Raw genomic sequence first — 21,647 nt, forward strand, 5'->3', positions numbered from 1 at the left:
AAATTCTGCTGCGCGTAGCTTCGGTAGTGACTAAGGGCCGGAAGTATGAAGAAAAACGACCCGCTGCAGCTTAAAAAATTTTTGGATAAATCATGACAATCATGCCGAACTCGTTTCGGCGGCTCCTACTGCTTTTAGGTTTTGTCAAAAAATATTGCGCTCCACAGGAAATTCCATTTCAAAAACCTTTGGGCACATTTCAACCGGCCCTTTCCCATACTGAACTAACTTTGCACCGCATTGTTCATTTTGGTAAAAAACCGGATGGCTGTTGACACCGCCATTTTCTGCCACTTTCAAATTCGCATATTTTCAAATTTGCACATTACATGATGCAATCATATACTGCAAGCCTTACCGAATATAGCCGCCTGGCCACCCGCGAGGTGCGCATTGGCGACCTGCTGCTGGGCAACGGCCACCCGATAAGGGTGCAAACCATGACCACCACCGACACCATGGACACGCTGGGCACCGTGGAGCAAAGCATCCGCTGTATTGAAGCCGGCGCCGAGCTGGTGCGCATTACAGCGCCTTCGAAAAAAGAAGCGGAAAATTTGGCGCACATCAAGGCCGAACTGCGCCGCCGCGGTTACACCACGCCGCTGGTTGCCGATATTCATTTTACCCCCAACGCTGCCGAAATTGCGGCCCGCATTGTAGAAAAAGTGCGGGTGAATCCGGGCAATTATGTAGATAAAAAGAAATTCGAGCTGATCGAATACACCGATGCGGATTATGCCGAAGAACTGGAGCGCATTTATGAGCGGTTTACGCCGCTGGTAAATATTTGCAAAGAGCACGGCACGGCCATGCGCATTGGCACCAACCACGGCTCCCTCTCCGACCGCATCATGAGCCGCTACGGCGATACGCCGATGGGCATGGTGGAAAGTGCGATGGAGTTTTTGCGCATTGCCCGCAGCCACGCTTACCACAACATTGTGCTGAGCATGAAGTCGAGCAACCCGCAGGTAATGGTTCAGGCATACCGAATGCTGGTAAAAACAATGCACGACGAGTTTGGCGAGTGCTACCCGCTGCACCTGGGCGTAACCGAAGCCGGCGATGGCGAGGACGGCCGCATTAAAAGTGCAGTGGGCATTGGCACGCTGCTGCAAGATGGACTGGGCGACACCATCCGCGTATCCTTGACGGAAGATCCGGAGCTGGAGATACCTGTGTGCCGCGATCTCATTAAAAAATACGAACCGGCAACCGGCATGCAGCAACCAATTGCAGCAGTACCGGTGCCGCCCATCAAACAGCTTTCCTACGATCCGTTCAACTACCGTCGCCGCGGCACATTTGCCGTAGGCAATATTGGCGGCCAGCAGGTGCCGGTGGTAATTGCCGACCTGAGCAAGCTGGAACAAATTACACCGGAAAGCCTGCGCAGCATTGGCTACACTTATGATGCCGTTTCGGATAAATGGAGCATTGCCGATACTGCGGCCGATTATGTTTTTACCGGTCACCAGGTGTTGCCTTTTGCCCTGCCCGGCACGCTGAAAGTGTTGGTATTTCCAGCCACCTGGGCGGAACATTTTGCAACAACCAGCGGTACTGAAGAAGCCAAATATCTTCCGCTGTTCCAGGACAGCGGCTTTGCCACCGCAGCAGCACGCAGTGCTGAACTGAACTTTGTGATGGTGGATTGCTACAACGACGCCACTACCCTCAACGATTATACCTACCTCGATGCACTAGCCAACGATTCGACCGTTGTTTTGTGCCTGAGCAGCACCCGCAGCAATGCCATGCAGGCAGTGCGCCGCATGTTTGTGGAGCTGGCCCATCGCGGCATTCAAAACCCCGCCATTTTGCTGGTGGACAGCAACGGTGGCACGGCCGATGAACACCTCATTCATTTTGCCACCGAAGCCGGTGCGCTGCTGCTCGAAGGCTTTGGCGACGGCGTTTGTTTTGGCATGACCATGAGCAGTTACAGCCAGCTGGCGGCTAGTTATGAGCAGTCGGTAAATGGGGCGCAAGCAACGGCTTTTGATTTGCCTGCGGCACGTACTTATTTGCAAAATGCAACGCCGGAGCAATTCATCAACAACACGGCTTTTTCAATACTGCAGGCCACACGTACCCGCATTTCCAAAACCGAATATATTTCATGCCCCTCCTGCGGCCGCACCTTGTTTGACCTGCAGGAAACAACGGCAAAAATCCGTGCGGTAACACACCATTTAAAAGGCGTGAAGATTGCCATCATGGGTTGTATTGTAAACGGCCCCGGCGAAATGGCCGACGCCGATTTTGGCTATGTAGGCAGCGGCCCGGGCAAGATTACCTTGTATAAAAGCAAAGAAGTAGTGAAACGAAATGTACCCAGCGAAGTGGCCGTGGAGGAACTGATCGGGCTACTGAAAGAGCACGGTGCATGGGTGGAGCCACAACTGGCACAAGTATAAACAACGATCCATTTGCTTGCAACAAAAATTTCGGTTAGGCATTTTCGTTGCACGCATTTTTTATGGTGTTATTGCACTAGACAAGACCATGAGCAGCTGCGCAAACGCAGCCAAATGACTTAACTTTCCACATCAGAACACTGACCCCTTACTACATGCAAACAGATTTTCTTGTAATTGGCTCCGGCATTGCCGGCCTGGTGTACGCACTGAAAGTGGCGCAACAGTTTCCCCACAAAAAAGTAACCATCATTACCAAGGCATCGGCCGATGAAACCAACACCAAGTATGCACAAGGCGGTGTGGCGGTGGTGAATGATTTGGAGAACGATTCGTTTGACAAACACATTGAGGATACGCTGATTGCCGGCGACGGCCTGTGCAACCGCAAGGTGGTGGAGATTGTGGTAAAAGAAGGCCCGGCCCGTGTGCAGGAAATCATCGACTGGGGCACGCAGTTCGACAAGCACAATTCTGGCTCATACAAACTGGGGCGTGAAGGCGGCCACTCCGAATTCCGCATCCTGCACTATAAAGACATTACCGGTTGGGAAATTGAACGGGCCCTGCTCGAAGCCATTGAACGGGCACCGAACGTGGAGTTCATCAAGCATTGTTTTGTCATCGACATCATTACGCAGCACCACCTGGGCTACCTGGTTACCAAAAGCACTCCTGATATTTGTTGCTATGGCGTGTATGTGCTGAACGAAGAAAGCAACCGCATTGAAAAAATACTGGCCCCCACAACCATGCTGGCTACCGGCGGCAATGGCCAGGTGTACCGCACAACCACCAACCCCGTTATTGCCACCGGCGATGGCGTGGCCATGGTGTACCGCGCCAAAGGCCGCATCGAAAACATGGAGTTCATCCAGTTTCACCCCACGGCGCTGTACCAGGCAGGCACCCGCGGACAGGCATTTTTAATTACCGAAGCAGTGCGTGGCGATGGCGGCATTTTGCGCAACGTGGATGGTGAAGCATTTATGGAACGCTACGATGAGCGCCGCGACCTGGCGCCCCGCGATATTGTGGCCCGGGCTATTGACAGCGAAATGAAACGCACCGGTACCGAGCATGTGTGGCTCGATTGCCGGCACATGCCGATTGAGCAGTTTAAGGAGCACTTCCCGAACATTTACGAAAAATGCCTTTCCATTGGTATCGACGTAGCCAAAGACATGATACCCGTGGCGCCTGCAGCGCACTACAGTTGCGGCGGCATCAAAACCGACGAGTGGGGCCGCACGTCCATCCGTAACCTGTATGCCTGCGGCGAATGTGCATCGACCGGATTGCACGGCGCCAACCGACTGGCCAGCAACTCGCTGCTCGAGGCAATGGTGTTTGCCCACCGCTGTTTTTTGGATGCGGTAAACAACCCGCAGAACAACGAGCAGATGCCCCAGATCCCCGACTGGAACGCAGAGCGCACCTCCGACCCCAATGAAATGATCCTGATTACGCAAAGCCTGAAAGAACTGCAACAGGTGATGAGCGATTATGTGGGCATTGTACGCAATACGGTACGCCTGGAGCGGGCCATCAAACGCATCGACCTCCTGTTTGAAGAAACTGAAGCCCTGTACCAGGGCACTACAGTGTCGCCGCAATTGCTGGAGCTGCGCAATATGATCACGGTGGGCTACCTGATTATTAAAGGTGCCGCTTTCCGCAAAGAAAGCCGCGGCCTGCATTTCAACACCGATTTCCCCCAAAAATCGGAGCTGACGCAAAACATCGTGCTGTAAGGTACTGCGCAAAACTGCCGCGGTTTTTGGCGGGGCCCGCATTGTAAAACTTTGCCGGTACTTTTGCGGCAGATTTCCTCAAGCAGTTTTGGACCCAAATTCCGGCAGTATGTATTATGTGCTTTATGGCTTTTTGTACCTGCTTTCGCTCCTTCCGCTGCGGGTGTTGTACCTCCTGTCCGATTTTGCCTACCTGGTTATTTATCACCTGATGGGCTACCGCAAAAAGGTAGTATTGGGCAACCTGGCCATTGCATTTCCACAAAAAACCGAAAGCGACCGGCAGGCAATTGCCCGCAAATTTTACCGCAATTTCACTGACACGTTCATTGAAACCATCAAGTTTATCAGCGCTTCTCCGGCGTTTATCAACCGGCATTTTAAAACCGATTACACGGTATTTGAAGAGCTGTTTGCGCAGGGTAAAAAAATACAGATCCACACCGGTCACAACTTCAACTGGGAACTGGCCAACCTTGGGGTGGCACTGAATATTCCGTTTACTTTTTTGGGTGTTTATCAGCCCATTCAAAACAAAGCGGTGAACCGCATTTTTATGCAAATGCGTTCCCGCACAGGTACGGTGCTGCTGCCGGCAAACGATATGCGGCGGTCCATTTTGGCTTACCGCGACCAGCAATATGCCCTGGGCCTGATTGCCGACCAAAACCCCGGCGATACCCGTCGCGGCTGTTACTGGGTGCCTTTTTTCGGCAGGCCCACGCCTTTTGTTTCCGGGCCCGAAAACGGTGCCCGCATCGGCAACATCCCGGTGGTGTTTGGGCATTTTACCAAAAAACGCCGCGGCTATTACGAAGGTCATTTCTTTTTAGCCGAAGCCGACCCGGCCAGCCTGCCCAAAGGCGAACTGACCCGGCGCTACATTGCCTACCTTGAAGAAACAATTACGCGGGACCCGGAAATGTGGCTATGGAGCCACCGCCGCTGGAAACACCAGTGGAAGCCCGAATACGGCCTGCTTACTGCACCACAGCAGGATTCTATTTCGTAGTGTGTTGTTTATATTTAAGCAAACAAATGCTTTTGCTGTGCCGGTAAACATTCAAATACTTGATGCCAACAACCTTACTGCGTTCAAGGGCCTCATTGCAGTGTTTGAACGCAGTTTTGAGATGGCCCACTTCAGGATGCCTGCAGATGCGCACCTGAAATCCGTTTTATCTCGTGATCATTTTTTTGCCGTTGTTGCCAGTGTTGATGGCAACGTTGTTGGCGGCCTTACCTTTTATGTGCTCGACCAATATTACGCCGAAAAGCCGCTGGCTTATATTTATGACCTGGCCGTACTTCCCGAATATCAACGCATGGGCATTGGCAAAAAACTCATCGACACCACCAATGAATATTGCCGGCAGCAAGGTTTTGAAGAAGTGTTTGTGCAGGCCGATAAAGTAGATGCACATGCGCTTCTTTTTTACCGCGCCACCAAACCCACCGAAGAAGAGGAAGTAGTACATTTTTACTACACATTGCCACAGCAATAAACGACTGCGCCAAAAAAAGAAGCGGGCAAACAGCTTTCGCCGTTTGCCCGCTCCATTAATTTTATCAACTAAAAGCTATTCCGGCGTGTCGGTGCTTTTGGTGTCGCCCGCAGCGCTTTTCTCGGTTTTAATTCTTGTTTCGGCTTTGATGGCATTCCATCCGCCCAGCACATTGCGGATGTTGTGGATGCCCTGCCGCTTGAGCAGCGATGCAGCAATAACGCTGCGGTAACCACTGCGGCAATGGATGTACACGTTTTGCTCCTCTTCGATGTTGGCAATGTTTACGAGGTCGGCCATTTCATCAAGCGGTACATTCTCCGCATCCACCACATGGCCTTCGGCAAACTCGGCCGGGCGGCGCACATCCAGCACCACGATGTTCTCATCAAAAGGCAGGTCCATGGCCAGTTCATCGGCCTCCACATCAATGATCATGTCTATTTCTTCGCCACTTTGCTGCCAGGCTTCGTAACCGCCTTCAAGGTAGCCCAGCACTTTTGTAAACCCCTCGGCAGCCAGCAGGTCGGCGCTTTTTGCTTCGCTGCCCGCATCTGTTACCAGCACCAAAGCCTGTTGGTGCGGCAGCAGTGCATTGGCCCATTCGGCCACCGATCCTTCCAAACCCAGGCTGATGGAGCCAGGTACAAAACCCGCAGTAAACACGGTAGCCGGGCGGGTATCTACAATAATGGCACCTGCGTCAACAGCTTGTTTGAATGCGGTGATGGAAAGCGATTGCAGCGTTGCGGGCATAAAAAATGTCTTTGACGGCAAAAGTAACCCATTGCAATCAAAGACATGTGCGTTGAAGAAAGCAGCTTATTTCAACAGCTCGTACACAAAGCTGTGCACCTGATCCATGCGGTCGTGGTTCACCGAATAGAAAATAAACTTGCCGTCGCGAACCGTATTTACAAAACCAGCCTTCCGCAGAATAGCCAGGTGCTGTGATGCAACTGACTGCTCCAGGCGCAGCTTTACGTAAATTTCGGTAACGGTCATTTTCTCATTCTGGTGCAACAACTTCAAGATCTGCTGGCGCAACTTGTGGTTGATCGCCCTTAAAATAAGAGCAGCTTTCTTTAGCTGCAGTACGTCAATCTTTAATTCAACGTTCTCAGCCACAGGATTTTCATTTAAAACATTGTTCATATTTTTCTCTCTTAACACGTGATACAAATGTATACAGTAAATGTATAATTTACACTTTGTTTTTGCTGCTTGTAAGTATTCTTGCTCATTTCAGATACAGAAAAGACTTAGTTAAGCATTAATTAACGTGGCTGTGGCGAATAAAAGCCTTTCACATATTTTGGTTCGGCATATGCTAATGGTGCAAACTGTTGTTGCATCCATTGCTGATAAGCCAACGGTACCAAATGTGTAGCGCTGCTGTGCACTTCTATAAATTGCGCATGTGCATGCTGCAATACATCTTTTACTTTATTGCTTCCGTTGCCAAAAAAATAAACGGTGTGTTGATCCAACCATTCATCGAGGCTCGTTGGTTCTACAATCAAATTGGTAGGCGCCAACACTTCCTGCAACTCACGGTCATAAATAGCCGTAAACACTTCCATGCGGCGTGCATCGATCATGGGGCACAGCAATGCATCTACATCACACACCTGGCGCAAAGCCGCGCCAGCCAAGGATTGCAGCGTATCTACTGTAAGGAGTGGAATGTTCAGTGCATAGCACAATCCTTTTGCGGAAGCCATGCCTACACGCAGCCCTGTGTACGATCCGGGACCCGCACTTACTGAAACAGCCTGCAATTGTTGTAATGAAATACCGCCTTGTTGCAACATGCTTTGAATGGCTGGTTGCAGCCATCCTGCACTTTCACGTGTTTGTGTGTTTTGCGCAGAGAACAACACTTGCTCGTTGTCGGAAAGACAAATAGAAGCAGTGTCAATTGCAGTGTCGATATGCAGGATCAGGCTCACGGAAGCAAATTAAAGAAGGAATGCCAATAGCGTGATGTTTAATGACTATATGTGACTGATTTTTATCAGTGTGTTTACAATTAAAAACGGCCACTACATAATTTATCGCATAATGGTAAGGGTTAACCATTAGCATTTTTTGCACAGAAACTTTGAAAAATATTTGCGTACCTAAATCCTACTATTTTGGTGTTCAATTATTCGCCTTCGGGACAATCTATTTTTACAAACGGTGTGCTCTTCATAAACTGCAGTTGCGACCGATCCTGGAACATATATCCACCATTGCGTTCTACCAGTTCGCCAAATCCCTGTAGCAGCGTTTCGTCTTCTATTTTAAAAATCACCTCGCGGTTCGAAATCAACCCTTCCGATTCAAATGTATAATCTGCAATGATCAGGCTGTCGCGCAGCACGCCTTTAATGGTGCCCACATTGCCGTCTTTTTCATGCCAGTCGTATCTAAGCTTTCCGGAAACCAGCGTGTCCTCTACTTGCAACGAAAGAAAAGCGGTGTCCCTTTTGATCGTCATTTCATAACAACCCGCCAGCACAAACGGCGTCCCTGAAAGTACCCCGGTGTTAGCCGGCGCCTGGCCATGCACGCTACTTCCGCCCAAACTATCTTTCCCCATTGCCGCCTCATTGGCCGGCCCGCCGCATTCAGTGAGCAACAGCAGGCCTACAGAAAATAAACACAGTTGAATACGCATTGGTTCATTCCTTTTTTGAAAATGCATACCAGCCCGGCAGGCCAGTGTGGCGCCGGAAGCAATGCAAAAACTTTATGATGTTGGTAAAAATCAGCGCACCGGGGGCTGGCTTTCGTCGTGGGTGGTGCGGATGAGCCCGATGCCGGTAAAAAAGAAAACGGCGCCCAAAATGCCGTACACGATCAGGGCTTTAATCTGTTTGCCCGATCCCTCTGAGTTCATAAACAGCACGGCCGCATAAATCAACCCGCCAATACCTAGTAAAGTAAGTAATACGCCAAATACCCTTTTTAAATTCATTTCCGCTTTTTAGGGCGATGGTTGCAAAAAAAAGGCCACCGGGATTGCGGAATAGCGATTTTGGATTTCGGATATGGCACAGCAGAGGCGATTACAGCTGCACAGGTTCCGAAACCCGAAATCCCAAATCCGAAATCTACTATTGTTTCCACACCGCTACAATATCGGCAGTAGCAAGGTGCTGGTGGCTGTTTTCGGCGAAAGGCAACTCGATAGCCGGCTTTTTGCCCTGCTGCACCACTTTGGCATACACGGCCCGCAGCGGCCCACTAGTAAACATAATTCGCTGTGCCGCCACACTGACGCGGTATTCGCCTATTTCTTCGGAAGTGGATATGCGGTAACGGTTGTCGTCCAGTAAAATAATATCGCCCCGCTCCCATTTACTGGTACCGGGTTTTACCGACGTTTCGTACCTGCCGGGCGGCAGGCCGCCGGATGTTTTTGGCTGCGCATTTGATTGCAGCAGCAAAAAAGTAAACAAAAAGAGTAAAAATGATTTCAAAGGAGGCCTTTTGGTTAATATAATAAATATACAATTTAAAGCCGACAATAGGCATGCCACAACGCTGCAGTAAGGCGTGGAGGCCAAAGCTGGCAGAAGATTTGAAGCGTATGGCAAAAAATCGGCTATGAAAAAGCTTTGGATATTTGGCACGGCTTCATTGATACTGGCGGCCTGCGGCAACGACAATGCAGGCGCAGGCGATCGTACATACGATCTTAAAACGGTGCAGGATTCTGCAAATGCGCCATTGGGCAATAGCAGTGCAGACTCTACACCCACTACCAACAACAACATCTACAACCCCGATTCCACACCAGGCCAAGGCTCGGTGTATGATACCGGTATGAACAGAAAAGTGCCCGGCCAACCGCCCCGGCAATAAACAGGCGTAGGTAAAGCGCAACGTTTATTTTTTCAACAGATCAACCTATAAAACAAACAATAATGGCAAGGAATATTTCCGGAAAAAAAGTGGCTATTCTAACAGAAAATGGATTTGAGCAAGTAGAACTGACCAGCCCATTGGAGGCGTTGAAAGCGGCAGGTGCCACGGTGCACATTGTATCGCCGCAAACCGAAAAAGTAAAAGCATGGGATAATGATCATTGGGGCATTGAAGTGCCGGTAGATGTACCGCTGCAGAACGCGAAACCGGAAGATTACGATGCGCTGGTGATTCCCGGCGGCGTGATGAACCCCGATTTTATGCGGGCCAACAAAGCCTGCGTCCAGTTTGCACAACACTTTTTGGAACAGGGCAAACCGCTGGCCTCCATTTGCCACGGGCCGCAACTGTTGGTAGAAACCGGCATGATCAACGGCCGCCAAATGACTTCATATCCTTCGATTCAAACCGACCTGAAAAATGCCGGTGCTATTTGGTCGGATGAGGAAGTGGTGGTAGACAATGGCCTGGTTACCAGCCGCAGCCCCAAAGACCTCGATGCATTTAACCGCAAAATGCTGGAAGAAATTGGCGAAGGCCAGCATGATACCACGGGACAGTTTACGACAGCATAAAAACGTGAATGGTGCGTGGTGAATGGTAAATAAAAGGCTGGATACAACAACCAATCTCTTTTGCCAATTCACCATTCACCATTGCCCATTCACCCAATCACCTTTAAACCTTATTTTATGAGCAACAGAGAACAACCCAATGTAAACCACCAAGACCATCCGCACCAGGAAGGCCAGCAAAACAATACGGCTACAACCGGCGATGGCGGCCAAAACCTCAACACCAATAACAATCAGCCGATGAGCAATATGCTCAATGAAGCGGAAGAACAAAGAGCAGGAAATAACAATCGGCAAAAAGACGAAAGCGATGTGCAGCAAGGCGAAAGAACGCCCTGATCTTTCCTTTTTGCGTAGCGCAATGCTAAAAACAAATGGTCCTGCTGATGTCAGCAGGACCATTTGTTTTTTATAAAAAAAAGCTCAGTAAAAATGCTGTCTTACGCCATCATTTCGGCCATTGCAGGCACTTCCTGCTTTTGCTTCAGAATAGACTTTAAAAATGCTACTTCTGCAGGCACATAAGATTCGCCGTTGGACCGGAAGATATCGTGGAACCACAGTTCCGGCTCGTTGTTGTACGTAATCTGCCACGAATCCCATGGGCAATGTGTTTGCGATTTACCTGCCACAAAACCCCAGTTGTAAGCACCCACGCCGTGCTTTTGCAACACCGGCAAAATATCCTGGAAGGTGCTGCCAAAAGGCCTTGCCATGTACTCGGTGCACATCATGGGTCGGTTGTAGCGCTTCAGGGTATTGATATGGCTTTCCATTACATCCTTATCGCGGTAGCAGTGGAAAGAAATAACGTCGGAATGCGAGAACATATAGTCATCGATGCGGGTAAGGCGGGCAGCTTCGCTCCAGTCTTCCTGCCAGGGGCCCATGGTAATGGGCTGCGACGGGTTGATGGCACGAACCCAGATGATGGATTTGCGCAGCAGCTCCCTTGACAGTTCGGCCTTGTGCTGGCTGTAATCCTGATCGTTGTACGACGCCAGGTTCATGTTGTCCGGCTCGTTGTACAAGTCCCAGATCAACACCCGCTCATCGTCTTTAAAATGGGTTACAATGCCCTCTACATAGCTTTGCAGCTCGTCGTAGCGGGTGGGGTCGTTCAGCACATCGTAACCGGGGCACTGCACCCAACCCGAGTTGTGTACGTTGTGTTTGGGCTCGGGCTGCTTGCCCAGCACGGGGTATGGGTTCCAAACGGCATCGAACAATACCAGCATGGTTTTGATGCCGTGTTTGTGGGCAATGCCCAAAAACAGGTCGATGCGCTCCAGGAAACCAGCAGGATCCTGCTGCCACAGCAGGTGGTGCAGAAATACCCGTACGGTATTGAAGCCGAGGTCTTCGGCCCAACCCAATTCTTTATCAATCAGGAACGGATCGAATGTATCGGATTGCCACATTTCAAGCTGGTTGATTGCGGTGTGCGGCACATAGTTGCAGCCCACCAGCCAGCCATGCTTTTGCGCCCATGCGGCGGCCTTTTCTTCAGACCATTTGTGAATGAGTTCCGGATCGTGTGCGGTAAGGGAAGGTGTTGTACTTGTTGCCATAGCCAGGATGATTGGAAACTGGGTGTTTTTCAGTTTTGTTTATGACTCAAAATAAGCTCATAAGTCATATTACAACCTCCTTAAATAGTGTTAAGGTGTCAATTAATCGGTGAAGCGCCGAAAAGAGCGGACGAGGAGGAAAAATCAACGACGAAGCTGCCGCATTTTACCGTAAAAGATGCAGTAAAAATGGGTAGGAATAGTAAGCGTCCATCAAAGGCGCCAAAAAGCGAAAACCCTTGCTGAATAAGGGTTTTCACTGTTGCGAGGCATATTTTATGTAGTTAAACTTATTACTGCGGGGCAGGCACTTCCAGGCGCTGCGCAACGGCCTCTTTTTGCCCGTTGCTGTCCTGGTTAAAGATCACATCCACCCGCAAAGCCTTCAGCCCGCTGATGCCTTGTGTGTCTTCCAGTTCCAGGTGCTCCAGTTGTTCGCCCAGCAGGCCTTCGTGTTGCAAAAACTGCACGTATTCTTCGTACTCCTGCAGCTCTTTTTGTTGCGAGTAAACAATGGCCACTTTACCGGGTTGTGTCAGGCGTTCTTCACTGTCTTTCAGGTGTACTTTATCGATCCGTTTTTTGATGATCTCGTAGCGGATATTGTAGGCTCCGTCCACGTCGAACTTGCGTTCCTTGCGCCTGAATGAAATAGACAGCGGAATGGAATGCGCCAAAATAAGCTGCGTGGTTTGCAACGGCATGGGCAGACGTTTTTCCAACGCATGGCTCAGGCGGGCCGCACGGGCCAACAGCGTAAGCTGCCACAGCTTCAGGTTGCGTACATATATTTCATCGAACGGCGCATTGGGCGCCAGGCTTTGCCCCACGTAAATATTGAACTCAATGCCATCGGTGATGTAGCGTTCAAAATAGTGCGGGTACACCTGTTGTGCGTTCTTTTGCTCTGCATCCATAAAGCGGTCGAGCATATCGTTGATGCGGGTAATGCTGTCCTCGTATTTTTTGCGGTGATGGTACACCATGCCGCGCTGTGTATCGAGGAGGGCAAAATATGCGTCGATCTGTTTTTGCAGGTCGGGGCGTGTTTCGTGCAAGTGGCGAAACAGGTTGTGCAGTTCGCCTTGCAGAAAATCGCAGATCACCAGTTCATCATCCGACAGCAACGTATCGGAAGTGTTGGCGAGGTATTGCTCCACTTTAAACTGTATTTCGCGCAGCAGCGGAAACGGCGATTGTTGCGCAGCAATTTCCAGCACATTGCTGGCCTGCGTCAGCTGTTCCATCAGGTCGAGCTGGATGGAATGGGTGCGCTCCAGCGATGAATTGCGTACATCAATAGAACCGTACAGCGGGTACACATTTTCAAACATAATGGACTGCATCTTCACCGAATCCTGCGCCTGCTGGCGTTGGAGGTAGTTAAATGCCGCCTCGGTAAATTTCCACGCCACAGCCGGTTGTATGGCGGTAAAATGTTCCTTGATGGTTTTATCTATTTGCAGCTCCAGGTTTTCGGCATGTTTGTCCAGCGCCAGCGCAAACAACTGGATGGCGGGCTGCAGCCTTTTGAGGTGTTCAAACCGCAACGTGCCGGGTTCGGTAGAAACCAGTTCCAAAAGCCCGATCAGTTCGCCATCATCGCATTTGAGCGGGCAAAGTACCAGGCTGCGGGCACCGGCCTCGTAATAAGCCTGCAACAGCCCGCCGCCATTATTTTCCACTACAAACTGGCTGTACAAAACCGGCTGATCCGCATTGCGAAACATATTGCCTGCCAGCCGGCTAAAACGTGCCGCTTTATCGGCCTCGGCGCCATTGCGCAGCAACAGGCTGTGGCTGAAATAAGTTTCTGCAAACAGGGAAAAATCGTTCATCCGGAAAAACGGCGTGATGCCCACCTCGATGGAAGGCAGTCCAACCAGCGTTCGCACATGCTCGCCAAAACCTGCATACACGGTGCCGTCGGCGGCTGCGTTGATGTTAAGCAGCGAATTTTTAATGGCTGCAATTACTTCTTCCCCGGTTACATCAGCCACTTCAATGACCACTAACCCTTCAAATTGGAAATGCTCCAGGGGCAATATGGTCCGTAGTTCTTCAACATCCAGCGCCCTTTGCGCCGAAATATTTTTGGGCAATGCAAAATTCTTATCGGCCAGTTGCACCGATACAAAACCTGCATTGAGTTTTAACTCCAAATAGCGGGTCAGGCCTGTTTCGCTATCGGGTATGGTGTGCACCGATGAAGCAACCGCGGGAATTTGCTGGTTGTAAAAGCGGCGCAGGATAAGATTATAAGCCAGCTGCATGGAAGAGCGGCCAATGGTTTCATTGGCCTCGGTGCCGGAAACGTTGATGCTGTCGGTGCTGCCCGGCAGAAATATGGCGCGGAATGGCTCGGAGGCATACACCACCTGGTTGTGAAACGGGTACGAAACGGCATAAATACCTTCCTGCTCGCCGGTGGCGGGCGGAAAAAGCGAAGCCAGTACCGAGTTGAGCAATGTTTCGTGTTCGGCCAGGGCCGCCGTATCGGCCGTGGGGTGTTCCAATTGGGGCACGGCGTCCAGTTCCTGCAACAGGTGTTCGTATAGTTTTCGGGTACCCGGCTTGCCATCGGCCACCATTTTTCGCAGGGCCGCCACAAGTGGCTGCAAGGAAAAAAGGCTGTTTATGCCGGCGTGTTTTCGGGAAATTACATTCATATAAATGGCGTGCAGCAGTTTTGACTACATTTTGCCAGATATATACAATCAACCTCTGCGCCAAAGAATGGCATTGACCGCCGCCCACACCTCCATTTGGCCGGAAAACAATTAAAAAAAGGAGAAATTTAAGCAACGGGGATAATGCCCAGTGCTTCTTTGTCCTGCCGGGTAAGCTTGCTGAAAAATTTGCAAGCAGGCTTCAGGCCACATTCGGCACATTTGGGCTTGCGGGCCACGCAGGTGTAGCGGCCGTGCAGGATGATCCAATGGTGGAATTTGGGCACCAGCTCTTTAAGCACGTATTTGATGAGCTGCAGCTCGGTTTGCAATGGATTTTTTGCACCTACGGTCAGGCCCAGCCGTGCCGACACCCGGAACACATGGGTATCGACCGCCATATTGGGTTGCCCATCCACCACGGAGGTGATGACATTGGCGGTTTTACGGCCTACGCCGGGCAGTTGTACCAATTCTTCTACAGTCATCGGTATTTCGCCGCCAAAGTCTTCAGTTACTTTTTTGGCCATGCCCAGCAGGTGACGCGTCTTATTGCCGGGAAAAGAAATGCTTTTCACCAACGCAAAAACGTCGTCGTATTCGGCTTGGTAAAGGTGTTTGATATCGGGGTAGTGCCGGAACAGCTCGGGGGTGTGCATGTTCACCCGCTTGTCGGTGCATTGTGCCGAGAGAATTACGGCTACCAGTAACTGGTAGGTGTTTTCGAAATTCAATTCTGTTTCGGCTTCCGGCTTGAATGTTTGGAAATAACCGATCACAAACTGGAAGCGGTCCTTACGCGTCATGCGGCAAATTAGTGTAATAGTTCAAAGTCTGCAGTTCTGAGTTCAAAGTCAGCGATATTTTTTACTGCTAACTCCGAACTATAAACTCCAGACTAATGACTCACTTTCTCGCCGGTCGCCGCATATTTCAGCACATTGAGTACCACTTCGGTGCGGGGCGTTTCTACAAGGGCGTCGAGGCGTGTTTTAGAGGTTTGCAACACGGCCAGTTTTTCGCGCAGCGTCCAGTCGGACTGCAAAGCCAGCTCAATGGCTGCGGTTTGTTCAGGGGTAGTTTCTTTGTACAGGTAAAGCAGCAAATCTTCAGGGGTAAAAAGGCTCATAATTGTGTGACAGTATCCGGAATGGGGTACGAATTGATAAAGAATAATGTTCCGTCCGCATTTTAAAACGAGCCCTGTTCTATTTTATTGCACCGGCGCTGCCGCGTAACTTTTTTGAGTATTGGTTAATCCGTTTCGCTGTTTTCCGGCGCCACGATCAGGAACACGTCTTCGTTGTCACGCTTCATTCCGTAGCGTTCCCGCGCATATTTTTCAATGGCGGCCGGGTTGTTCTGCAGGTCTTCCAGCACTTTGCGTTCGGTGATAATCTGGTCGTTATAATATTGTTTGCTCCGCTCCAGTGCCCGCAACTCCATGCGGCGTTCGCGTTGGGTAAACAGGTCGTTGCGATCGAAAAACACCAGCCATACGGTAAAAGCCACACCGGTGAGCAGGTATTTGTTGTAAACAAATGAGGGTATGTTGGAGATGAATTTCATGGAACGTTGAAAGATAAGTTGGCAGTTGGTAGTTGACAGTAAAACAGCCGACACGTGCAAACATCCAACAATTTTTAGATTGGGCATAAAAAAACAGTTGGCAGTTGAAAAGTTGCAGCAAAAAGCTGTTCCCTATCAACTACCAACTGTCATCTATCAACTAGTCTTATTTGCCAAACTTCAGCTTAGCGCCGGGGTAGTAGGCAGATGCACCCAGCAGTTCCTCGATGCGGATCAGCTGGTTGTATTTGGCCATACGGTCGGAGCGGGAAGCAGAACCGGTTTTAATTTGTCCGCAGTTCAGGGCCACGGCCAGGTCGGCGATGGTGCTGTCTTCGGTTTCGCCGGAGCGGTGGCTCATGATGGTGTTGTAACCGGCATGCTGGGCCATGGTTACGGCATTGATGGTTTCGGTCAGCGTACCGATCTGGTTTACTTTTACCAGCAGGCCGTTCGCAATATCTCTTTGAATGCCTTGCTCCAGGCGGGTTACGTTGGTTACAAACAGGTCGTCGCCCACCAGCTGAACACGTTTGCCCACGGTGTCGGTCAGGTTTTTCCAGCCTTCCCAATCGTCTTCGGCCATGCCGTCTTCAATGGAGCAGATGGGGTATTGGTTCACCCAGTTCTCCCAGTATTTCACCAGTTCATCGGAGCTCAGGGTTTTGCCGTCGCTTTTATGGAAGGTGTATTTACCGTTTTTAAACAGCTCGCTGTTGGCTGCGTCCATGGCAATGAACACCTGCGAACCAGCTTTGTAGCCGGCCGCATTGATGGCTTCCATCACGGTGTCAATGGCCTCTTCGTTGGAGCCGATGTTGGGGGCAAAACCGCCTTCATCGCCTACGTTGGTGCTGTAGCCTTTTTTCTTCAGCACGGTTTTGAGGGCATGGAAAATTTCAACACCCCAGCGCAGGCCTTCGGAGAAAGAAGAAGCGCCAACGGGCATCACCATAAATTCCTGGAAGTCGATCTTGTTGTCGGCATGTGCGCCACCGTTCAGGATGTTCATCATCGGCACGGGCAGCGTTTTGGCGTTGGTACCACCTACATAGCGAAACAGGGGCAGGCCGGCTTCTTCGGCAGCAGCTTTGGCCACGGCCAGCGATACGGCCAGCATAGCGTTTGCGCCCAGCTTCCCTTTATTGTCAGTGCCGTCGAGGCCGATCATCAATTGGTCGATGCCGGTTTGGTCGGCTACATCGTAACCTACCAGCTCAGGGGCAATGGTTTTATTTACGTTTTCTACAGCCTTCAGTACGCCTTTACCTACATATACTTTTTTATCGTCGTCGCGCAGCTCTACGGCTTCGTGAATACCGGTAGATGCACCGCTGGGCACCGCGGCGCGGCCCATAGCTCCGTCATCGGTAATAACATCTACTTCTACAGTTGGGTTACCACGACTATCAAGGATCTGTCGGGCAAAGATCTCGGCGATGTAGCTCATTCTTTTTCGGTTTTTTAATTTACGATTTTTAAGGTGCAAGCAATCGTATTTCGGGTTAGCAATGCCTGACAATCATCAACAACAAGTGTTTTAATTATCAAGTCATCCATTCCGCTCATGTGCCGGCAAAGCCGGTGTGCAAAGAAAAGGATTTGGGTGCGGATTAGCGTATCCACAAAAAAGATAATATCCCGTTTTCTTCAATGGGGCCGAACTCGTGCCGGTCGGAGGTAACGACCGTGGCGTTTTGGGTTTCGGCCAGGGCCAATACAAAAGCGTCGGCAAAAGAGATTTTGTGCGCCACCTTGTATTTGCTCAGGGTTTGTATAAATGTAATGTCGAGGTCATAACTCACTGCAACTTGTAAAGCTTCCAGTGCAGCCAAAGCATCATCAGCTTTTTCTTTCCCCGATGAGCGAAGAACATCATAATATACCTCGGCAAGGGTGACGCGGTGTACAAACAAATGCACCGTCCCTTTTTCCGCCTGGTGCAGCAGCATGGCAACCCGGTCAGAACCGGCCTCACGCCGTATCAGCGCAATCAGGCTACATGCATCTAAAACATAGCTTGCTCCTTCTGCAGCATTGTGCTCCATCGGGTTGCTCATTTGTCCAGTTCTTTTTCTTCTTGTTTGCGCATTGCAAACGCATCACTTGAGGAAAGGCCGTCTGACAGTAAGCCCCATGCCCTTTCGATGGCATCGGAATATTTTACTTCGCTGCCTGCTTCTGCTTGCAGTTTATCCAACATCGACACCACCTTCGGCAACTGCTCATCGGGCAAACGATGTACCTTTTGCAAGATCTCTTCCTCGTATTTTTTCCGTGCTTCCATACGGTGTGCTTTTTTCCAAATTTACCCATTATTTGGGGCAGTCAGTTGCCGGAACACTTCTTCCAAACTGCCGCTTTCGCTGTGCAGCGATACAATGGAAAGATTATGTTGCAGCGCCAGTTCCAGCACGGCTTTGCGTACGGCTTCGGGTGCTTCGGTTTCCAGGCGCCAGCTGTTGTTTTCCAGCTTATAAACCTTTTGCACACCATTGAGGCGTCGCATCCATTCGGACTCCAGCGGTTCTTTAAACGTTACCGATACAAAATTGGAACTGGAACGTTGGCGCAGCGTAGCCAATTGTTCGTCCGCTACAATCTTGCCCTTGTTGATGATGATCACCCGGTCGCAAATGGCTTCTACTTCCTGTAAAATATGCGAAGAAAAAAGCACCAGTTTATCCTTACCCTGTTCTTTAATTACCTGGCGTATCTCCACGATCTGGTTAGGATCGAGGCCACTGGTGGGTTCGTCCAAGATCAGCACTTCGGGCTGGTGCAACAGCGCTGCGGCTATGCCTACCCGTTGTTTATATCCTTTCGAAAGTTGCCCGATCTTTTTACGGCTTTCCGGCGTAAGACCAACGGTTTGGATCACCGCTTCCACGCGGCCCTTTTTATCGGCCACACCGTGCACATCAGCAATAAAATGGAGGTATTCACGCACATACAGGTCGTAGTACAGCGCATTGGATTCGGGCAGGTAGCCTACTTTTTTCTTCGCTTCCAGCGGCGCTTCGGCCACATTGATGCCGCTTACTTTTGCTGTACCGCCATCAGGCTGCAGGTAGCCAGTAATCATTTTCATGGTGGTGGATTTTCCGGCGCCGTTTGGCCCCAGAAAACCCACGATCTCACCTTTGGACACCGAAAACGAAATACCGTCTACCGCCCGCTGCGTGCCGTACAATTTGGTCAATCCATTTACTTCAATGGCCATGCTGCTGATCTTTTTTGGCTTGCTAATGTAGCCAATTAGCCATTACCGGGGCGCTGCCCCAGATGGTGTTTAATCGAAATCGAAAAAGTCGGACAGGAAACCCTTCTTCTTTTTATGGCGGTACTTGGGATCGTTGCCATAATAAGGTTGCTGATGCTGCGATGGATGATCGCGGTGATCGGGCTTGTAGGCATTATTAAAATCGCCGGTTTCCGGTGCACGGGTATAGCCTGCTGAGCGTTCGATGATCTTATCCAGTTCGCCCCTGTCGAGCCACACACCGCGGCACTGCGGACAGTAATCTATTTCAATGCCCTGCCTATCGGCAATGACCAGGGTAACGTTGCAATTGGGACAATTCATATTCTATTTTTTTGGTTAAAGATGATGTGCATGATCTAATCATTCAACGATCTGCACGAATAGTTTAGGTATGCTGCATTATAGCAAAACTTCTTAAATCCTGATCGTTATTTAACAGCTACCGCAATTTTAGAATCGGCTGTGCCGTAATACAAATACCACTTGCCTTTGAAACGGGCCAGGCCTTCGATAAAACAAACATGCGCCACCTGACCTGTAATTTCATACGGCTTTTCGGGCCGTAAAAAATAATGGTCGAGCCGCTGCAACACGTTGGTGGGATCGCTTTTATTCAACAACACCTGCCCCGCAGCATAAGTACCTTCCGCCAAAGCTGCATCGCCAATGCTGGGCACATTGCGGCCATTGTACAAGAGCACAATCCCATAATCAGTGATCATGGCCGGTGGCCCGGGCTCCACCAAGTCGCTGTCAAACTTTTTTTTACGCGGCGCAACAACAGTTTTTACTTCGGCTATTTCCGGCGCATTGTGGCGCAAATCTTTTTCGCGTTGTTCGCCGTCTTTATACAACACGGGAGACCAGTTTACCAGGTCGTCCGATGTGGCGGCCCAAATGTTTACATCGCCCCAATACATCCAGTACTTTCCGCCCAGTTTTTCGGCTACAATCCGGCCATCCTCGTGGTACAGCGCTGCTATCGAACCCGATTTGCTCCACTTGTCGATGTATTTGCCGCCAAATGCATTTTTAAATGCAGGCCCGTGTTTGGTCCAGCTGCGCATGTCGGGCGACGTAGCCACCATCAGCCTTGCGGTTTTACCGTCATAGGCTGTATAGGTCATGATGTAGCGGCCGCTTGAATCCTGCACCACACGTGGGTCTTCGCAACCGCCCTCCCACTCCCACTGCTGAAACTTGCCAGGCTGCGGGAAAAACACCGGTTCGGGAAATGGGGTAAACTTCAATCCATCGGTGCTCCAGGCCAGCCCAATGCGTGATACGCCTGCATGCCGGCCCACGGTATCCTCGGCGCGGAACAGCAAAAAAACAGTATCGCCTTTTACTACTGTTGCCGGGTTGAATACATCTTTTTGCGCCCAGCGCACTGGCTTGTTCCACACAGGATCTGTAAACTGGAGGGAAGCATCGGGCTGCAAAACAGGGTTGGCCCTATCTGCTTTTACAAACGATAGCAAGGCCCATTGCTGTGTATTTCGGGGCGGCAATTGTTGGGCAAATGCACAACCGCCGGCTTGCAACAGGAATAAAAAGGCAAAGCGTATCATATAGCTGTTTATGTAAGCAGAAGATAATGAAAACACCGCATTTGTACAGCCAACTGATGCAGCAGCAGTAATTGCAGAACGGTTCTCACAGCCGGCTTTTGCAAAACCAAATGCACCATACAATAGGATTGCTGTAAAACGAACAACGCAAGGTTTATAGCCTTGCGTTGTTACTATTTATCGATTGATCATAGGTTACTAAACTCGTACAGCGGATCGATGTGGGTGCCGGCTTTCATTTCAAAAACGGGGTTGATGATGCCGTCTTTCAAACCATATACCCATCCGTGCAGGGCGGGTGCCTGGCGCTCTTTCCATGCCCGCTGAATGATGGAAGTTTTAGCCAGGTTCATTACCTGCTCCTGCACATTCAGCTCTACCAACCGGTTGGTGCGGGTATCGCCTTCGGGCAGTGCATCCAGTTCATCGCGGTGAATGCGGTACACATCTTTAATGTTGCGCAGCCACATGTTCAGCACCAGCTTCAGGTCGGTGTTGGTAGTGGCTGCTTTTACGCCGCCGCAACCATAGTGACCGCACACAATTACGTGTTTTACCTTCAGGTGCATCACTGCATAATCCAGTACCGACAACAGGTTGGTATCGGTGTTAACCACCATGTTGGCAATATTGCGGTGTACAAAAATTTCACCCGGCTTGGTGCCGGTAATTTCATTGGCCGGTACGCGGCTGTCGCTACAACCAATCCACAAAAACTCGGGTGTCTGAATCTCTGCAAGCCGGTTAAAATAATCGGGGTCTTCGGTTACTTTTTCTGCGGCCCAGGCTTTGTTTTCTAACAACAGTTTTTCGTATGAATGCATGTG

General features: G+C 50.3%; 26 protein-coding genes. 7 read left to right on the top strand and 19 right to left on the bottom strand.

The window, feature by feature from the left end; all coding sequences use genetic code 11:
• Positions 1 to 144: 144 nt before the first annotated feature.
• The gene (locus tag DRJ53_RS21355) at positions 145 to 300 is read right to left on the bottom strand and encodes a hypothetical protein (protein ID WP_155523227.1); all 156 of its coding nucleotides are present in this window, start codon (positions 298 to 300) and stop codon (positions 145 to 147) included.
• Between the two features lie 32 nt (positions 301 to 332).
• On the opposite strand from DRJ53_RS21355, the gene ispG reads away from it, so the two are divergent.
• The 4 genes from ispG to DRJ53_RS18985 all read left to right on the top strand — a co-directional run bounded on the left by ispG (position 333) and on the right by DRJ53_RS18985 (position 5,682).
• Positions 333 to 2,423: a (E)-4-hydroxy-3-methylbut-2-enyl-diphosphate synthase gene (gene ispG / locus DRJ53_RS18970; protein WP_114237349.1), complete on the top strand. Its 2,091-nt coding sequence runs from the start codon at positions 333 to 335 to the stop codon at positions 2,421 to 2,423.
• A 155-nt stretch (positions 2,424 to 2,578) separates the two neighbouring features.
• Positions 2,579 to 4,177 (top strand): L-aspartate oxidase, encoded by a 1,599-nt coding sequence (gene nadB / locus DRJ53_RS18975; RefSeq protein ID WP_114237251.1) that lies wholly within the window; start codon positions 2,579 to 2,581, stop codon positions 4,175 to 4,177.
• 109 nt (positions 4,178 to 4,286) lie between these two features.
• Positions 4,287 to 5,189, top strand: a complete 903-nt coding sequence (locus DRJ53_RS18980; protein ID WP_114237350.1) for a lysophospholipid acyltransferase family protein — start codon at positions 4,287 to 4,289, stop codon at positions 5,187 to 5,189.
• A gap of 37 nt (positions 5,190 to 5,226) precedes the next feature.
• A complete protein-coding gene (locus DRJ53_RS18985; RefSeq protein ID WP_114237351.1) occupies positions 5,227 to 5,682 on the top strand; it encodes a GNAT family N-acetyltransferase in 456 nt (151 codons plus the stop codon).
• A gap of 75 nt (positions 5,683 to 5,757) precedes the next feature.
• On the opposite strand, the gene DRJ53_RS18990 is transcribed toward DRJ53_RS18985, so the two are convergent.
• From DRJ53_RS18990 to DRJ53_RS19015, 6 genes are all read right to left on the bottom strand, one after another.
• The gene (locus tag DRJ53_RS18990) at positions 5,758 to 6,438 is read right to left on the bottom strand and encodes a rhodanese-like domain-containing protein (protein WP_114237252.1); all 681 of its coding nucleotides are present in this window, start codon (positions 6,436 to 6,438) and stop codon (positions 5,758 to 5,760) included.
• A 66-nt stretch (positions 6,439 to 6,504) separates the two neighbouring features.
• On the bottom strand, positions 6,505 to 6,837 hold the full coding sequence (locus tag DRJ53_RS18995) for an ArsR/SmtB family transcription factor (RefSeq protein WP_114237253.1): 333 nt from the start codon (positions 6,835 to 6,837) through the stop codon (positions 6,505 to 6,507).
• A gap of 122 nt (positions 6,838 to 6,959) precedes the next feature.
• Complete coding sequence (tsaB, locus tag DRJ53_RS19000; protein WP_114237254.1) at positions 6,960 to 7,634, bottom strand: tRNA (adenosine(37)-N6)-threonylcarbamoyltransferase complex dimerization subunit type 1 TsaB; 675 nt, start codon at positions 7,632 to 7,634, stop codon at positions 6,960 to 6,962.
• Between the two features lie 197 nt (positions 7,635 to 7,831).
• A complete protein-coding gene (locus DRJ53_RS19005) occupies positions 7,832 to 8,347 on the bottom strand; it encodes a hypothetical protein (RefSeq protein WP_114237255.1) in 516 nt (171 codons plus the stop codon).
• Between the two features lie 90 nt (positions 8,348 to 8,437).
• Positions 8,438 to 8,647 (bottom strand): hypothetical protein, encoded by a 210-nt coding sequence (locus tag DRJ53_RS19010; RefSeq protein WP_114237256.1) that lies wholly within the window; start codon positions 8,645 to 8,647, stop codon positions 8,438 to 8,440.
• A gap of 139 nt (positions 8,648 to 8,786) precedes the next feature.
• Positions 8,787 to 9,152: a hypothetical protein gene (locus DRJ53_RS19015; RefSeq protein ID WP_114237257.1), complete on the bottom strand. Its 366-nt coding sequence runs from the start codon at positions 9,150 to 9,152 to the stop codon at positions 8,787 to 8,789.
• A gap of 127 nt (positions 9,153 to 9,279) precedes the next feature.
• Between DRJ53_RS19015 and DRJ53_RS19020 the strand changes: the two genes are divergently transcribed.
• The 3 genes from DRJ53_RS19020 (at position 9,280) to DRJ53_RS19030 (ending at position 10,514) form a co-directional block, all read left to right on the top strand.
• Complete coding sequence (locus DRJ53_RS19020) at positions 9,280 to 9,537, top strand: hypothetical protein (RefSeq protein ID WP_114237258.1); 258 nt, start codon at positions 9,280 to 9,282, stop codon at positions 9,535 to 9,537.
• Positions 9,538 to 9,599: 62 nt separating this feature from the next.
• Entirely contained in the window at positions 9,600 to 10,175 is a 576-nt protein-coding gene (locus DRJ53_RS19025; RefSeq protein WP_114237259.1) for a type 1 glutamine amidotransferase domain-containing protein, read from the top strand.
• 117 nt (positions 10,176 to 10,292) lie between these two features.
• Positions 10,293 to 10,514, top strand: coding sequence for a hypothetical protein (locus tag DRJ53_RS19030; protein ID WP_114237260.1), 222 nt, complete (start codon positions 10,293 to 10,295; stop codon positions 10,512 to 10,514).
• A gap of 101 nt (positions 10,515 to 10,615) precedes the next feature.
• On the opposite strand, the gene DRJ53_RS19035 is transcribed toward DRJ53_RS19030, so the two are convergent.
• The 12 genes from DRJ53_RS19035 to DRJ53_RS19090 all read right to left on the bottom strand — a co-directional run bounded on the left by DRJ53_RS19035 (position 10,616) and on the right by DRJ53_RS19090 (position 21,644).
• Entirely contained in the window at positions 10,616 to 11,746 is a 1,131-nt protein-coding gene (locus DRJ53_RS19035; RefSeq protein WP_114237261.1) for a cellulase family glycosylhydrolase, read from the bottom strand.
• A gap of 293 nt (positions 11,747 to 12,039) precedes the next feature.
• The gene (locus DRJ53_RS19040; RefSeq protein WP_123893699.1) at positions 12,040 to 14,367 is read right to left on the bottom strand and encodes a hypothetical protein; all 2,328 of its coding nucleotides are present in this window, start codon (positions 14,365 to 14,367) and stop codon (positions 12,040 to 12,042) included.
• A gap of 176 nt (positions 14,368 to 14,543) precedes the next feature.
• A complete protein-coding gene (gene nth / locus DRJ53_RS19045) occupies positions 14,544 to 15,221 on the bottom strand; it encodes an endonuclease III (protein WP_114237263.1) in 678 nt (225 codons plus the stop codon).
• A gap of 92 nt (positions 15,222 to 15,313) precedes the next feature.
• Complete coding sequence (locus DRJ53_RS19050; protein WP_240040750.1) at positions 15,314 to 15,544, bottom strand: hypothetical protein; 231 nt, start codon at positions 15,542 to 15,544, stop codon at positions 15,314 to 15,316.
• Between the two features lie 125 nt (positions 15,545 to 15,669).
• Entirely contained in the window at positions 15,670 to 15,984 is a 315-nt protein-coding gene (locus DRJ53_RS19055) for an FtsB family cell division protein (protein WP_175580769.1), read from the bottom strand.
• A 166-nt stretch (positions 15,985 to 16,150) separates the two neighbouring features.
• Positions 16,151 to 17,434 (bottom strand): phosphopyruvate hydratase, encoded by a 1,284-nt coding sequence (gene eno / locus DRJ53_RS19060; protein ID WP_114237353.1) that lies wholly within the window; start codon positions 17,432 to 17,434, stop codon positions 16,151 to 16,153.
• A gap of 163 nt (positions 17,435 to 17,597) precedes the next feature.
• Positions 17,598 to 18,044 carry a PIN domain-containing protein gene (locus tag DRJ53_RS19065; RefSeq protein WP_114237265.1) on the bottom strand — a complete coding sequence of 149 codons (447 nt, stop codon included), beginning with the start codon at positions 18,042 to 18,044 and terminating at the stop codon, positions 17,598 to 17,600.
• The gene (locus DRJ53_RS19070; protein ID WP_114237266.1) at positions 18,041 to 18,271 is read right to left on the bottom strand and encodes a hypothetical protein; all 231 of its coding nucleotides are present in this window, start codon (positions 18,269 to 18,271) and stop codon (positions 18,041 to 18,043) included. The genes DRJ53_RS19065 and DRJ53_RS19070 overlap by 4 nt, the downstream gene beginning before the upstream one ends.
• A 21-nt stretch (positions 18,272 to 18,292) precedes the next feature.
• Entirely contained in the window at positions 18,293 to 19,207 is a 915-nt protein-coding gene (gene gldA / locus DRJ53_RS19075) for a gliding motility-associated ABC transporter ATP-binding subunit GldA (RefSeq protein WP_114237267.1), read from the bottom strand.
• A gap of 69 nt (positions 19,208 to 19,276) precedes the next feature.
• On the bottom strand, positions 19,277 to 19,570 hold the full coding sequence (locus DRJ53_RS19080) for a TFIIB-type zinc ribbon-containing protein (RefSeq protein WP_114237268.1): 294 nt from the start codon (positions 19,568 to 19,570) through the stop codon (positions 19,277 to 19,279).
• 107 nt (positions 19,571 to 19,677) lie between these two features.
• The gene (locus DRJ53_RS19085) at positions 19,678 to 20,820 is read right to left on the bottom strand and encodes a glycoside hydrolase family 130 protein (protein ID WP_114237354.1); all 1,143 of its coding nucleotides are present in this window, start codon (positions 20,818 to 20,820) and stop codon (positions 19,678 to 19,680) included.
• 188 nt (positions 20,821 to 21,008) lie between these two features.
• A complete protein-coding gene (locus DRJ53_RS19090) occupies positions 21,009 to 21,644 on the bottom strand; it encodes a carbonic anhydrase (RefSeq protein ID WP_114237269.1) in 636 nt (211 codons plus the stop codon).
• Between the last annotated feature and the right edge of the window lie 3 nt (positions 21,645 to 21,647).

It is taken from the genome of Paracnuella aquatica (assembly GCF_003332885.2).
GTDB classification, from domain to species: Bacteria; Bacteroidota; Bacteroidia; order Chitinophagales; family Chitinophagaceae; genus Flavisolibacter; species Flavisolibacter aquaticus.